General features: G+C 62.7%; 13 protein-coding genes and 2 tRNA genes. 12 read left to right on the top strand and 3 right to left on the bottom strand.

Features of this window, described 5'->3' with window-relative positions; translation table 11 throughout:
* Positions 1 to 218 precede the first annotated feature (218 nt).
* Together trmB and ABYB95_RS06570 are read left to right on the top strand one after the other, a co-directional pair.
* Positions 219 to 977 (top strand): tRNA (guanosine(46)-N7)-methyltransferase TrmB, encoded by a 759-nt coding sequence (gene trmB / locus ABYB95_RS06575; protein WP_372657678.1) that lies wholly within the window; start codon positions 219 to 221, stop codon positions 975 to 977.
* A gap of 25 nt (positions 978 to 1,002) precedes the next feature.
* Positions 1,003 to 1,962 (top strand): pseudouridine synthase, encoded by a 960-nt coding sequence (locus ABYB95_RS06570; protein WP_372657677.1) that lies wholly within the window; start codon positions 1,003 to 1,005, stop codon positions 1,960 to 1,962.
* 55 nt (positions 1,963 to 2,017) lie between these two features.
* Here ABYB95_RS06570 and ABYB95_RS06565 read toward each other — a convergent pair whose 3' ends face one another.
* Both ABYB95_RS06565 and alaS read right to left on the bottom strand, forming a co-directional pair.
* On the bottom strand, positions 2,018 to 2,278 hold the full coding sequence (locus tag ABYB95_RS06565; protein WP_372657676.1) for a hypothetical protein: 261 nt from the start codon (positions 2,276 to 2,278) through the stop codon (positions 2,018 to 2,020).
* A gap of 20 nt (positions 2,279 to 2,298) precedes the next feature.
* Positions 2,299 to 4,944, bottom strand: coding sequence for an alanine--tRNA ligase (gene alaS, locus ABYB95_RS06560; RefSeq protein WP_372657675.1), 2,646 nt, complete (start codon positions 4,942 to 4,944; stop codon positions 2,299 to 2,301).
* A 311-nt stretch (positions 4,945 to 5,255) separates the two neighbouring features.
* On the opposite strand from alaS, the gene ABYB95_RS06555 reads away from it, so the two are divergent.
* The 5 genes from ABYB95_RS06555 to ABYB95_RS06535 all read left to right on the top strand — a co-directional run bounded on the left by ABYB95_RS06555 (position 5,256) and on the right by ABYB95_RS06535 (position 8,801).
* Positions 5,256 to 6,746, top strand: a complete 1,491-nt coding sequence (locus ABYB95_RS06555; RefSeq protein ID WP_372657674.1) for an NAD-dependent succinate-semialdehyde dehydrogenase — start codon at positions 5,256 to 5,258, stop codon at positions 6,744 to 6,746.
* A 49-nt stretch (positions 6,747 to 6,795) separates the two neighbouring features.
* Positions 6,796 to 7,221 carry a DsrE family protein gene (locus ABYB95_RS06550; RefSeq protein WP_372657673.1) on the top strand — a complete coding sequence of 142 codons (426 nt, stop codon included), beginning with the start codon at positions 6,796 to 6,798 and terminating at the stop codon, positions 7,219 to 7,221.
* A gap of 65 nt (positions 7,222 to 7,286) precedes the next feature.
* A tRNA-Gly gene (locus ABYB95_RS06545) sits at positions 7,287 to 7,360 on the top strand.
* A gap of 70 nt (positions 7,361 to 7,430) precedes the next feature.
* Positions 7,431 to 7,646, top strand: a complete 216-nt coding sequence (locus ABYB95_RS06540) for a hypothetical protein (protein WP_372657672.1) — start codon at positions 7,431 to 7,433, stop codon at positions 7,644 to 7,646.
* A 132-nt stretch (positions 7,647 to 7,778) separates the two neighbouring features.
* Positions 7,779 to 8,801 (top strand): Fic family protein, encoded by a 1,023-nt coding sequence (locus ABYB95_RS06535; RefSeq protein ID WP_372657671.1) that lies wholly within the window; start codon positions 7,779 to 7,781, stop codon positions 8,799 to 8,801.
* A 54-nt stretch (positions 8,802 to 8,855) separates the two neighbouring features.
* Here ABYB95_RS06535 and ABYB95_RS06530 read toward each other — a convergent pair whose 3' ends face one another.
* The gene (locus ABYB95_RS06530; RefSeq protein WP_372657670.1) at positions 8,856 to 11,147 is read right to left on the bottom strand and encodes an Orn/Lys/Arg decarboxylase N-terminal domain-containing protein; all 2,292 of its coding nucleotides are present in this window, start codon (positions 11,145 to 11,147) and stop codon (positions 8,856 to 8,858) included.
* 167 nt (positions 11,148 to 11,314) lie between these two features.
* Here ABYB95_RS06530 and ABYB95_RS06525 point away from each other — a divergent pair, with 167 nt between their 5' ends.
* The 5 genes from ABYB95_RS06525 to ABYB95_RS06505 all read left to right on the top strand — a co-directional run.
* Positions 11,315 to 11,740, top strand: coding sequence for an NfeD family protein (locus tag ABYB95_RS06525; protein WP_372657668.1), 426 nt, complete (start codon positions 11,315 to 11,317; stop codon positions 11,738 to 11,740).
* A gap of 133 nt (positions 11,741 to 11,873) precedes the next feature.
* Positions 11,874 to 12,788 carry an SPFH domain-containing protein gene (locus tag ABYB95_RS06520; protein ID WP_372657667.1) on the top strand — a complete coding sequence of 305 codons (915 nt, stop codon included), beginning with the start codon at positions 11,874 to 11,876 and terminating at the stop codon, positions 12,786 to 12,788.
* Positions 12,789 to 12,829: 41 nt separating this feature from the next.
* The gene (locus tag ABYB95_RS06515; protein WP_372657666.1) at positions 12,830 to 13,225 is read left to right on the top strand and encodes a DUF2237 family protein; all 396 of its coding nucleotides are present in this window, start codon (positions 12,830 to 12,832) and stop codon (positions 13,223 to 13,225) included.
* A 53-nt stretch (positions 13,226 to 13,278) separates the two neighbouring features.
* A tRNA-Ser gene (locus ABYB95_RS06510) sits at positions 13,279 to 13,368 on the top strand.
* A 198-nt stretch (positions 13,369 to 13,566) separates the two neighbouring features.
* Positions 13,567 to 13,950 (top strand): Arm DNA-binding domain-containing protein (locus ABYB95_RS06505; protein ID WP_372657664.1); only part of this gene is annotated, 384 nt, incomplete at its 3' end.

Raw genomic sequence — 13,950 nt, 5'->3', positions numbered from 1 at the left:
GAACGGCGACGGCCAGTTCTGCGGCCAACTCGGCGAGCGACGCCGAAGAGCGTGTGGAGCGACTGGGCATAAGCACCTTGGTTGGGGATTCAACTGAAACTTCACCATACCACCTCGGGATCAACCACACGGTGCCAGCGAGCTTGATGCCGGCGGCGGCCCGCCTCGTGAAGCCACCGCAGGCCCCGCCCTACAATCTGAGGCTTAAACGCAAGCCCATGACCAGCCACCACACTCCGCCCACCGACAGCCCGGCCACGCAGACCAGCGCCGAGGTCCTTGACACCCCAGCCACGCCCTTCATGCGTGTCATCAAAAGTTATGTGCTGCGCGCCGGGCGCACCACCACGGCGCAGGCCAAGGCCTACGAAGCCTTTGGCCCGCGCTTTCTGTTGAACTACGCACCGGGCGCGTTCGACGCCGCAGCCGCATTTGGCCGGCCAGCGCCGCTGATCCTGGAAATCGGCTTTGGCATGGGCGGGGCCACTGCCCACATCGCCGCTGTGCGGCCGCAGGACAATTTTCTGTGCTGCGAGGTGCACGAACCCGGTGTAGGCGCCCTGCTCAAGCTTGCGGGCGACCAGGGGCTGGAGAACATCCGCATCCTGCGCCACGACGCGGTGGAGGTGCTGGACCACATGCTCGGCGAGGCCAGCCTGGACGGCGTGCACATTTTCTTCCCCGACCCCTGGCACAAAAGCCGCCACCACAAGCGGCGCCTGATCCAGCCCGACTTCGTGAACCGTCTGGCGCGCCACCTCAAGCCCGGCGGCTACCTGCACCTGGCGACCGACTGGGAGCCGTATTCGAAACAGATGCTGGACGTGCTGAACGCCGAACCGCTGCTGCAAAACACCGCAGCACCCGACAGCGAAGGCTTTGTCCCACAACCGGCCTACCGCCCGCTCACCAAGTTCGAAAACCGGGGCCTGAAACTGGGCCACGGCGTCTGGGATCTGGTGTTCCGGCGGATCTGAGCCGCCCAGCGGGCACCCACCCCACATGGCCCGCAGCCCCGGCAACCCCCTCATTCCCAGCCACCACGGCGTGGCCGCCAGCTGCGTGGCCTTGCCGCCGCTGAAACAGCCCCCCTGGCCCACGCTGCTGGACTTTCTGGACCACCGCATGCCCACCGTGGGCCGCGCCACCTGGCAGCTGCGCCTGCAGTCGGGTCTGGTGGTGGACGAACGTGGCGCGGCCTTGCCGCCGACAACCCCCTACCAGGGAGGCGCCCGCGTCTATTACTACCGCAGCGTCAGCGACGAGACACCGATCCCTTTTGAGGAGACCGTGCTGTTCCAGGACGCCCATTTGGTGGTGGCCGACAAACCGCATTTTCTGCCGGTCACCCCGGGTGGGCGCTACGTGCAAGAAACCCTGCTGGTGCGCCTGCAACAGCGCCTGGGCCTGCCCGCGCTCGCGCCCTTGCACCGCATCGACCGCGAAACCGCCGGCCTGGTGTTGTTCGCGGTGAACCCCACGGAACGCGGCGCCTACCACGCCTTGTTCAGCGGGCGCACCATGCGCAAGCACTACGAAGCCATCGCCGCCTTCAGCGAAAGCCTGCGCTCCCCACAGGTGCACCGCAGCCAGCTGCGCGATCACGCCACCGATTTTTTCCGCATGTGCGAAGTGCCTGCGGCAGAACACCCCCAGCCGAACAGCGAAACCCGCATCGAACTGCTGGAGCGCCATGGCGAATGGGCGCGTTACGGCCTGGAGCCGCTCACCGGCAAGCGCCACCAGTTACGGGTGCACATGAACGCCCTGGGCCTGCCCATCGTGGGCGATCAGCTGTACCCGCACACCTTGCACGGCCCGAACGAGGCGGAAGATTTTTCGACCCCCTTGCGCCTGCTGGCCAAATCGCTGGCCTTTACCGATCCGGTCACGGGCGAAGCGAGGCGCTTTGAAAGCGCGCGTGGTCTGGACTGGCCCGCCGCGCGCTCAGCGCCTTGTTGATTCGACCCCATGCAATAGGAACCGTTCGCCCTGAGCTTGTCGAAGGGCCTGCCACTCACTCGGCGGCTTCGTCGGAACCCAGCGCCGCGTCGGCCGTGGCGCCAATCACCTTGCCACCGATGCGCGCCGTGCCCACGGCGGCATCCACCGCCAGACCCGCCACGCCGACCGTGGCCGACACCACCGCGCCAGTGACCGCGACGACGGCGCAGCCCGACAAACACAGTGCGCACAAAGTGGCGGCCAGCCACCTTGCGCTGCGCCCCCTGTTCGGGGCGGTGCTGCCATCCAGACCTTGCCAATTCGCGCGCGTCACAGTCAGGGCCTCGCGACGTTTCACATCCGCTCGGCCACCCAGGCCTGCACCGAAGCCAAGGCCTTGGGCAAGCCGCTGGCATCGGTGCCCCCGGCCATGGCCATGTCGGGCTTGCCGCCGCCTTTGCCGCCCACTTGCTGCGCCACAAAGTTCACCAGCTCACCGGCTTTGATTTTGCCGATGCTGTCGGCGGTCACACCGGCCGCGATCTGCACCTTGGAGCCGTCCACCGCCGCCAGCACAATGGCGGCGGTCTTGAGCTTGTCCTTGAGCTTGTCCATGGTCTCGCGCAGGCTCTTGGCGTCGGCGCCGGGCATCACCACGGCCAACACCTTCAGGCCTTTGACGTCCACCGCCTGCCCCACCAACTCATCGCCCTGCGCCGAAGCCAGGCGGCTCTTGAGGCCGGTCATTTCCTTTTCCAGATCGCGCATTTGCTCCAGCAAAGCGCCCACACGCGCCGGCACTTCGCCCGGCGTCACCTTGAGCGTGCCGGCCACGCCACCCAGCGTGGTTTCCATGCCTTGCACATAAGCCAGCGCGTTCAAGCCGGTGATGGCTTCGACGCGGCGTACGCCAGCGGCCACACCGCCTTCTGCCGTGATGGTGAAGAAGCCGATGTCACCCGTGCGCTGCACGTGGGTGCCGCCGCAGAGTTCGCGGCTGCTGCCGATGTCGAGCACGCGCACCGTCTCGCCGTATTTCTCGCCGAACAACATCATGGCGCCGGTCTTCTGCGCCGCTTCGATGTCCATCACCCGTGCCTGGGTGGCGGCATTGCTCAAGATCTCGGCGTTCACACGTTGCTCGATCTCGCGGATCTGTTCGTCGGACACCGGCGCGTTGTGCGTGAAGTCGAAGCGCGTCTTGTCGGCGTCGACCAAGCTGCCTTTTTGCTGCACGTGCGTGCCCAGCACTTCGCGCAAGGCCTTGTGCATCAAGTGGGTGACCGAGTGGTTGCGCACCGTGGCGGCGCGGCGCGCGGTGTCCACCTGCGCGCTCACGCTGTCGCCCACGGCCAGCGTGCCCTGCTCCAGCGTGCCTTGGTGGCCGAACACCTCGGCCTTGATCTTTTGCGTATCGCCCACCGCGAACCTGGCCGAGCCGCTGGTGATGACACCCTCGTCACCCACCTGGCCACCACTCTCCGCGTAGAAAGGCGTCGTGTCCAGCACCACCACGCCGGTCTGCCCGACCTTGAGTTCGGCCACGGGCGTGCCTTCAAAGTACAAGGCGACCACCTTGGCCGGCGCTTCCAGCTCTTCGTAGCCCACGAAGGTGTTGCCTGCGCCCGTGTACTCCAACGCCTTGTCCATCTTGAACTTGCCAGCGGCACGGCCCGCGGCTTTTTGCTTGGCCATGGCGGCGTGGAAACCCGCTTCGTCCACAACAATATCGTTCTCGCGGCACACATCATTCGTCAAATCCAGCGGGAATCCGTAGGTGTCGTGCAGCATGAAAGCAAAGTCACCATCTAAAACGGGCTTCACGTCCTTCTTCCTATATGCCTCGACAAAGGTGAACTTGTCATTCAACAGTTGCATTCCTGTCGCCAGCGTCTCAAAGAACCGCACCTCTTCCGTCTTGAGCACCTCGGTGATGCGCTGCTCCTGGTTCGCCAGGCTGGGATATGCCTCGCCCATGAGCCGCACCAGATCGGCCACCAGTTTGTGGAAAAACGGTGTCTTTTTGCCCAGCTTGTAACCGTGGCGGATTGCGCGGCGGATGATGCGGCGTTGCACGTAGCCACGGCCTTCGTTGCCCGGGATCACGCCGTCGCTCACCAGAAAAGCGGTGGCACGGATGTGGTCGGCGATCACTTTGAGCGAAGGATTCGCCAGGTCGTCGATACCCGTTTCGCGGGCAGCCGCCTTGATCAACGCGTCAAAAATATCGATTTCGTAGTTGCTGTGCACGTGCTGCAAGATCGCAGCGAGGCGCTCCAGGCCCATGCCGGTGTCCACGCAGGGCGCGGGCAGCGGCTTGACCGAGCCGTCTTCGGCCATGTCGAACTGCATGAACACGTTGTTCCAGATTTCGATGAAGCGGTCGCCGTCTTCGTCCGGGCTGCCGGGTGGGCCACCGGGGATGTGCGGGCCGTGGTCGTAGAAGATTTCGGAGCACGGGCCACAAGGGCCGGTGTCGGCCATCATCCAGAAGTTGTCGCTCTTGTAGCGCCCGCCCTTGTTGTCGCCAATGCGGATCACGCGCTCGGGTGGCAGGCCGATCTCCTGGGTCCAGATGTCGTAGGCCTCGTCGTCTTCGGCGTACACCGTGGCCAGCAGACGGTCTGCCGGCAGCTTGTAGACCTCGGTCAGCAGTTCCCAGGCCCACTTCAGCGACTCGCGCTTAAAGTAGTCGCCAAAGCTCCAGTTGCCCAGCATCTCGAAGAAGGTGTGGTGGCGCGCGGTGTAGCCCACGTTCTCCAGATCGTTGTGCTTGCCCCCGGCGCGCAGACAGGCTTGCACCGAAGTGGCCCGGGTGTAGGGGCGTTTGTCGGTGCCCAGGAACACGTCTTTGAACTGCACCATGCCCGAGTTGGTGAACATGAGTGTGGGGTCGTTGCCGGGCACCAGGCCGCTGGAGGGCACCACGGTGTGGCCCTTGGATGCGAAAAAGTCCAGAAAAGTCTTGCGGATATCGGCAACGGTTGCGGGGCTGGTCATGTTGGCCTTGTGGGGGGTCTGTCGAAAAAGGGGAACGGGGCGCCAAACGCGCACCAAACCGTGTATTTTCCAATACTAGAGGCGGGCACGGCGCAAGCGCGCGGGAAACCGCCGATTTTTGCACCCACCGTGGCCTGCGCGCCACCCGACCAAAGGCCCTCGACCTGACGCCTGGGCGTCCGCTGGCCCCTGCGCCCTGGGCGTCAAAGGGCTATGCTGACCGCATTGGCTGGTGGCACAATTACTTAATAAGTTAATCAATTGCCTCGCAACCGCTCAAGCCGACCAACAACCCCCGATTGGAGACCCGCATGGACATGAAAACCTCCCCCCTGGCCCAGCTCAAAGACCCGAGCCTGCTCAAGACCGATGCGCTCATCAACGGCGAATGGGTGAAAGGCAGCAGCCGTTTTGATGTGAACGACCCGGCCACCGGCCTCAAGCTGGCCGACGTGGCCAACCTCGGACCGGCCGACGCCGAAGCCGCCATTGCCGCAGCCAACGCGGCCTGGCCGGCGTGGAAGAGCCAGACCGCCAAACAGCGAAGCGGCATTCTGCGCAAATGGTTCGACCTGCTCATGGCCAACCAGGACGACCTGGGCCGCATCATGACCGCAGAACAAGGCAAGCCGCTGGCCGAAGCCAAGGGCGAAGTGGCCTACGGCGCGAGTTTTGTGGAGTGGTTTGCCGAAGAGGCCAAGCGCATCAACGGCGAAACCCTGCCCCAGTTCGACAACAACCGCCGCCTGCTGGTGCTCAAACAGCCCATCGGTGTTTGCGCCGCGATCACGCCCTGGAATTTCCCGCTCGCCATGATCACGCGCAAGGTCGCACCCGCACTGGCGGCGGGCTGCCCGGTCATCATCAAACCCGCCGAACTGACCCCGCTCACCGCCCTGGCGGTGGCCGAGCTGGCGATTCGCGCCGGGATTCCGGCGGGCGTGCTCAACATGATCACCGCCGACGCCGACAACAGCATCGCCGTGGGCAAGGTCATTTGCGCCAGCGACGTGGTGCGCCACATCAGCTTCACCGGCTCCACCGAGGTCGGCCGCATCCTGATGGCGCAAAGCGCGCCCACGGTCAAGAAAATGTCGCTCGAACTCGGCGGCAACGCGCCCTTCATCGTGTTCGACGACGCCGACATCGACAGCGCCGTGGAAGGCGCCTACGCCAGCAAATACCGCAACGCCGGCCAAACCTGCGTCTGCTCCAACCGCCTGTATGTGCAAGAAGGCGTGTACGACGAGTTTGTGCAAAAGTTCGCTGCCAAGGTGAAAACCACCAAGGTGGGCAACGGCTTCGACGAAGGCGTGAGCCAGGGCCCGCTGATCGAACCCGCGGCGCTGGACAAGGTGCAGCGCCATGTGGACGACGCCGTGGCCAAGGGCGCACGCGTTCTGGCCGGTGGCAAGCGCATGACCGGCATGGGCAGCAGCCAGTTCTTCGAGCCCACCGTGGTGGCAGACGCCACCGCCGACATGCTGTGTGCCCGCGAAGAAACCTTTGGCCCCTTCGCGCCGGTGTTCAAGTTCAAGACCGAGCAAGAAGCGGTGGACGCGGCCAACGACACCGAGTTCGGCCTGGCCAGCTACTTCTACAGCCGCGACGTGGGGCGCATCTTCCGCGTGGCAGAAGCGCTGGAATACGGCATGGTCGGCATCAACGTGGGCATTCTGGCCACCGAACACGTGCCGTTTGGCGGGGTGAAACAATCCGGCCTGGGACGTGAAGGCTCGCACCACGGCATGGACGATTACGTGGAAATCAAATACCTCTGCGTCGGCGACATCCTGGCCTGAACGCAGGCACCGCCCAGGCGCGCGTCACGCCCCATAACGGAGACACACCATGAACCGAAAGTCTTTCCTGCAAGCCGCTTCCTTGCTGCTGCTCATGCCCTTGGCCATGGGCGCATCCGCCCAGTCCACCGCCAAGCCCCGGGTGGTCTTTCAGGTCAGCGACGACGACGCGGGCAAATGGAACCTGGCCTTGAACAACGCCAAGAACGTGCAACAGGCCTACGGCGCCGACAAGGTCGACGTAGAAATCGTGGCCTATGGTCCTGGCATTGGCATGTTCAAAGCCGATTCGAGCGCCGCCAACCGCGTGGCCGAAGCCAGCAAGGCCGGCGTGAAAATGGCCGCCTGTCAGAACACCATGCGGGGACAAAAGCTCACCGAAGCCGACATGAACACCGCCGTGGGCTACGTACCCTCTGGCGTGGTGGCGCTGATGCAGCGCCAAAGCGAAGGCTGGACCTACATCCGCCCCTGAGCCCCGCGCCAAGGGCGGTTGGCGCGCTGACCGCCCTGCACATGCCCCCTATAATGCGGGGCGCTGCGGGTGTAGCTCAATGGTAGAGCTGTTGCTTCCCAAGCAACTGACGAGGGTTCGATTCCCTTCACCCGCTCCAGGAACCACGACACGCCTACCGTCGTCTCATTTCGCACAGACCGGGGCCCCGCGACCACAAGCGCGCCACTGTGGCTGCTGTCGAATACAAACTCCTGGTGCTGGATCTCAGCTTCCCCAAGTACCTCTCAGACACGCCCGCGCGCCGAGCTGGCGCAGGTGATCGTCGCCTGAAAAGTGCACTGAAAACCAACGCTCGGCTGTCGGCCCCGGAGCTTGGTCTTAAAGTCAGCTTTCATGCGGAAGCCGAAAAAGATCGAATGGGTTTAAAAATCCCGATTTTTTAGACACGTCAGCGGTAACATGTGCAGAAAATCGATTTTTCTATACACAAATCCGCATATTGGGGGCCCCCGTACATGCCAAGCCCGATTCCGCTGGAAGGATTGGACCCTACCCGGTTTGACACTCCCGCCATCTTGAAAAAGCTGGCCAGCAGCAGCCGGCAACTGGCCGAACTCAAGGGCCTGGCGGCATCGATACCCAACCAGGGCATTCTGATCAACACGCTGGGGTTGCAGGAAGCCAAGGACAGCTCGGAGATCGAAAACATCGTCACCACGCACGACGAGTTGTTCAAAGACGACGTGCACCCCGAAGCCTTTGCCAACCCGGCGGCCAAGGAGGTGCTGCGCTACCGCCAGGCGCTGCGTTTCGGTTTTGAGCAGGTTCGCACCACGGGTCTGCTGACAGCCAACCAGATCGTGGGCATTCAGGGTGAGCTGGAGCGCAACAACGCCGGCTTTCGCAAGTTGCCAGGAACCGCGCTCAAAAACCGTGGCGGGCAAACCGTTTACACACCCCCTCAGGACCCCGCCGAGATCGTGGCGCGGATGAGCGACCTGGAACGCTTCATCAACGAAGACGCGCTGTTCCCCGTCGACCCGCTGATCAAGATGGCGCTGATCCACCACCAGTTTGAGAGTATTCACCCCTTCTACGACGGCAACGGCCGCACCGGGCGGATCATGAACGTGCTGTATCTGGTGAAAGAGGGCTTGCTGGAGATCCCGGTGCTGTATCTGAGCAGCCACATCGTGCAGACCAAGGCCGACTACTACCGCCTTCTTCAAAGTGTGCGCGAGCAAGACACCTGGGAGGAGTGGGTGCTCTATATGCTGCAGGCGGTGGAGTCCACCGCGAAGCAGACGGTGATGACGGTGCAGGCGATCAAGGCGGCGCTGTTTGACTACAAACACCGCATTCGAGATGTCTACAAGTTCTACAGCCAGGATCTGATCAACAACTTGTTCATGCACCCGTACACCAAGATCGACTTCATTCAGAGAGACCTCCAGGTCTCTCGCCTGACGGCCACCAAGTACCTGGACGCTTTGGTCGATGGTGGTTTTTTGAGCAAGCAGCGGATTGGGCGCAGCAACTACTACGTGAACGTGGCCCTCAACCGCATTTTGCTGGCGCAATACAGAGCCGCTCCGTGACCGAAGACCAGCGGGCACGCAGGGCGGGCTCACCGCCCCACACAGACGCGGCGTTTAGGCCTTCACGCAGTCGGCAAAGTAGCGCTTGCGACCGTCGTCGCCCACCTCTTCCACCAGCCCGTGGATGTCGGTTTCGAAGCCTGGACATTGCACGTTGAACTCGCGCGCGAACTTCAGGTAGTCGACGATTTTCTTGTTGAAGACCTCGCCGGGAATCAGCAGCGGAATGCCTGGCGGGTATGGGGTCACCAGGCTGGTGGTGATGCGGCCTTCGAGTTCGTCGATCGGCACGCGCTCGGTGGTGCGGTGCGCAATATGGGCAAACGCGTCGCTGGGCTTCATGGCGGGCGTGAGGTCGCTCAGGTACATCTCGGTGGTGAGGCGCGCGATGTCGTACCGGGCGTAGAGCTGGTGCACGTGCTGGCACAGGTCGCTCAGGCCCATCTGCTCGTAGCGCGGGTACTTCTGGCAGAACTCCGGCAGGATGCGCCACATCGGCTGGTTCTTGGCGTAATCGTCTTTGAACTGCTGCAGCGCCGTCAGCAGTGTGTTCCACCGACCTTTGGTGATGCCGATGGTGAACAGAATGAAAAAGCTGTAGAGCCCGGTCTTTTCGACCACCACCCCGTGCTCGGCCAGGAACTTGGTGACGATGGAGGCGGGGATGCCGGTGGCTTCGAAGCGCCCGTCCAGATTCAGTCCGGGCGTGACGATGGTGGCCTTGATCGGGTCCAGCATGTTGAAGCCCGGCGCCATGTCGCCAAAGCCGTGCCAATCCTTGTGGGTCGCCTCCTCCGCACCGTCCGCGCTGGGTTTGCGGTTCAACACCCAGTCGCTGGGTTCGCCCATGTCCTCTTCGGCCAGATCGTCCGGTCCCCAGACCTGGAACCACCAGTCGTCCTTGCCGAATTCGGCTTCCACCTTGCGCATGGAACGCCGGAAATTCAGCGCCTCCATGATGCTTTCTTCCACCAGCGCGGTGCCACCGGGCGGCTCCATCATGGCGGCGGCCACATCACAGCTCGCGATGATGGCGTACTGCGGACTGGTGCTGGTGTGCATCAGGTAGGCCTCGTTGAAGAGGTGGCGGTCCAGTTTGACGTTTTGCGAGTCCTGCACCAGCACGTGGCTGGCCTGGCTCAAGCCCGCCAGCAGCTTGTGGATGGACTGCGTGGCATACACCACCGCTTGCTTGGGCCGCACCCGCCGCTTGCCCATGGCGTGGAAATTGCCATAGAACGGGTGGAAGGCGGCGTGCGGCAACCAGGCTTCGTCAAAGTGCAGGTTGTCCACATAGCCATCCAGCATGGTCTTGATGGTCTCGGTGTTGTAGAGCACGCCGTCGTAGGTCGATTGCGTGAGCGTCAACACCCTTGGCTGCACCGTGTCCGCGTCGCGGCCCGCCAGCAGCGGGTTGGCGCGGATCTTGGCCTTGATGGCGTCGACCTCGAACTCGCTTTGCGGAATAGGCCCGATGATGCCGTAGTGGTTGCGCGTGGGCTTGAGGAACACCGGGATGGCGCCGGTCATGATGATGCTGTGCAGCACCGATTTGTGGCAATTGCGGTCCACCACAACCACGTCACCCGGCGCCACGGTGTGGTGCCACACCATCTTGTTGCTGGTGCTGGTGCCGTTGGTGACAAAGAAGCAGTGGTCGGCATTGAAGATGCGGGCGGCGTTGCGCTCGCTGGCACCGATCGCGCCGTTGTGGTCCAGCAATTGGCCCAACTCTTCCACCGCATTGCAGACATCGGCACGCAGCATGTTTTCACCAAAAAATTGGTGGAACATCTGTCCCACCGGGCTTTTCAGAAACGCCACACCGCCAGAGTGGCCGGGACAGTGCCAGGAGTAGGAGCCGTCTTCCGCGTAGTCCAGCAAGGCTTTGAAAAACGGCGGCTGTATGCCTTCCAGATAGCTCTTGGCTTCGCGGATGATGTGGCGCGCCACGAACTCGGGCGTGTCCTCGAACATGTGGATGAAGCCATGCAGCTCGCGCAGAATGTCGTTCGGCAAGTGGCGGCTGGTCTTGGTTTCACCGTAGATGTAGATCGGTACATCGGAGTTTTTGCGCCGCACCTCGTTGATGAAGTTGCGCAGGTTCAGCACCACAGGGTCAACGTCGGGCCCATGGCTGAACTCTTCGTCGTCGATGGACAAAATGAAAGCACTGGCGCGGGACTGCTGCTGCGCGAACTGGGAAAGATCGCCGTAGCTGGTGACGCCCACCACCTCGAAGCCCTCGGTTTCAATCGCTTGTGCCAACGCCCGTATCCCAAGGCCCGAGGTGTTTTCCGAGCGAAAGTCTTCGTCGATGATGACAATCGGGAAACGGAATTTCATGGCGATCTCCAACCCGCGTGCGGGCCATCAGGTGAAAAGGAAGCAAAACAGGCGCGAAGTGTACGGAATTCATTCTGCATCACAGCGATCGGCCAGGCCTTTTGCCGCAGAATGTGGTGCGGTCCAGACATTCTTGGCCTCGACATCTTTTGTACACAGGAGCATGCATGGCGGAATCGACCATTTGGTGGTTGCTGGCTGGCGCCACCGTGGCGTTGGAACTTTTCACCGGCACCTTTTATTTGCTCATGCTCGCGCTGGGCATGGCGGTGGCGGCACTGGCCGCCCACCTGGGTCTGGGCATGCCGGCACAGCTGGTGACGGCCGCCGTGGTCGGCTCTGCTGCGGTGGTGGCCTGGTATCTGATCAAGAGGCGCCTGCCATCGGATCCGTCTGTGCGATCGCTGCGCAGTGTCAACCTCGACGTGGGCGAAATCATCCAGGTCGAAGAGTGGTTGGCCGATGGCACCGCCACCGTGAAGTACCGGGGTGCACAATGGACCGTCATCCAGCGTCCAGGCAATGCACCCACGCCGGGTGCCTACCGGGTGGCCGAGCTCGTGGGCAACCGCCTGCTGGTCGACAAAGTCTGATCGCAGCGCTCTAGGCTGCAACGGCAGGCAGGCCCAAGCCACCAACAAACTCAACCCCAGGACCCGTCCGCACTTGGAAAAGCGTGTGGAACGCCTCTGGAACTCCCTCCAACCTCAACGTACACACACCGCCATGGAAATCGCCATTCTTCTTTTTGTCATCGCCGCCATCTTCATCACCCGCTCCGTCAAGGTGGTGCCGCAGCAGAACGCCTGGGTGGTGGAGCGCCTGGGCAAGTACAACGCCGCGCTTGCACCGGGCCTGAACTTTCTGGTGCCCTTCATCGACAAAGTGGCCTACAAGCACAGCCTGAAGGAAATTCCGCTGGACGTGCCCAGCCAGGTCTGCATCACGCGCGACAACACCCAGTTGCAAGTCGACGGCATCCTGTATTTCCAGGTGACCGACCCCATGCGCGCCAGCTACGGTTCGTCCAACTACATCATGGCCGTGACCCAGCTAGCGCAAACCTCCTTGCGTTCGGTGATCGGCAAGCTGGAACTCGACAAGACTTTTGAAGAGCGCGACATCATCAACGCGCAGGTGGTGCAAGCCATCGACGAAGCCGCGCTGAACTGGGGTGTGAAAGTACTGCGCTACGAAATCAAAGACCTGACGCCCCCGAAAGAAATCCTGCACGCCATGCAGGCGCAGATCACCGCCGAGCGCGAAAAGCGCGCCCTGATCGCCGCTTCGGAAGGCCGTCGCCAAGAGCAGATCAACATCGCCACCGGCGAACGCGAGGCCTTCATTGCCCGTTCAGAAGGTGAAAAACAAGCCGCCATCAACGAAGCCCAGGGCGAGGCAGCAGCCATCACCGCCGTGGCAGACGCGACCGCCACGGCCATCGAACGCATCGCCGCAGCCATCCGCCAACCGGGTGGCGAACAAGCCGTGCAACTGAAAGTGGCCGAACGCGCCGTCGACGCCTATAGCAAGGTCGCCGCCGACGCCACCACCACCCTGATCGTGCCCGGCAACATGACCGAAGTGTCTGCCCTGATCGCGTCCGCCATGAAAATGGTCGGCACCAGCAAGCCCGCCTGAGCTTGGCGCGCACCGACCGAACGCACGGCAAGGCAAAGCGCATGGAAAAGACGGCGAAGAACGTATTGGGCGGCGACCTGGTGCCCTGCTCGTACGACCCCCTGACCGGTTTTTTGCGCGACGGGTGTTGCCACACAGGCCCTGAAGATGCGGGCGACCATGTGGTGTGCGCGCGGATGACGGAGGCTTTTTTTGGCTTTTCCTCGTCCAAAGGCAACGATTTGGTGACGCCCAAACCCGAATGGCGCTTTGCAGGACTCAAGCCAGGGGACCGCTGGTGCCTTTGTGTGCACCGCTGGATCGAGGCGCTGCAGGCGGGCGCCGCGCCACCCGTGGTGCTCCAGAGCACCCACGAGAACGCTTTGCAACATGTCTCCCTGAACACGCTGAAACAGCACGCCTGGGCGCCCGGAGAACGTTCAAGTCCGCCTCACTGAGGCACGCCACGAAGAATGCCGACCCCACCGCCTGCTACAATGCAGGGCTTCGCGGAGAGGTGGATGAGTGGTTTAAGTCGCACGCCTGGAAAGCGTGTGTGGGTTTATCCCCACCGCGGGTTCGAATCCCGCCCTCTCCGCCAGAACTTTGGTTTTTGACGTTCGCCGACGTTCAATATGACCACCTAAAAGCCTCGTTTTCCTAGGGAATCGGGGCTTTTTTGTTCCTGCGCGTTCGTCAGCGACCGCTTGCAGCCGGAAATTTTGGGGGGTATTGTTGGGGTACTGGGGCACTGAGTGAGGGGGTATCGCCCTTTCCAGGCCCGAGATGGAGCCCTCAGATGCCCCTCACCGACACCGCGATCAAGAAGCTCAAGCCCGCCGAAAAACCAGTCAAGGTGACAGACGAGCGCGGCCTGTACCTGCTTGTCAACCCGACCGGCTCTAAGCTGTGGCGCTGGAAGTACCGGTTTGAGGGGAAAGAAAAGGTGATGCCCTTTGGGCAATATCCCGATATTTCTCTGGCTCAGGCCAGGAACGCCCGGGAAGATGCCCGCAAGCTACTGGCCACCGGTGCCGACCCAATGGCCCTGCGCAAGACTCAAAAGGTTGCCAGACAGTTGGCGGTCGCGAACTCGTTTGCAGAGGTTGCGCGCCTCTGGTGGGCCAACTGGAAGGCCGCACGCAGCGACAGCCACGTCCTTTACGTGATGCGCCGCCTGGAG

It is taken from the genome of Hydrogenophaga sp. (assembly GCF_041633695.1).
Taxonomy (GTDB): Bacteria; Pseudomonadota; Gammaproteobacteria; order Burkholderiales; family Burkholderiaceae_C; genus Hydrogenophaga.
The sequence above is the reverse complement of the archived record's forward strand: the minus strand, read 5'-3'. Positions and strand labels throughout refer to the sequence as shown.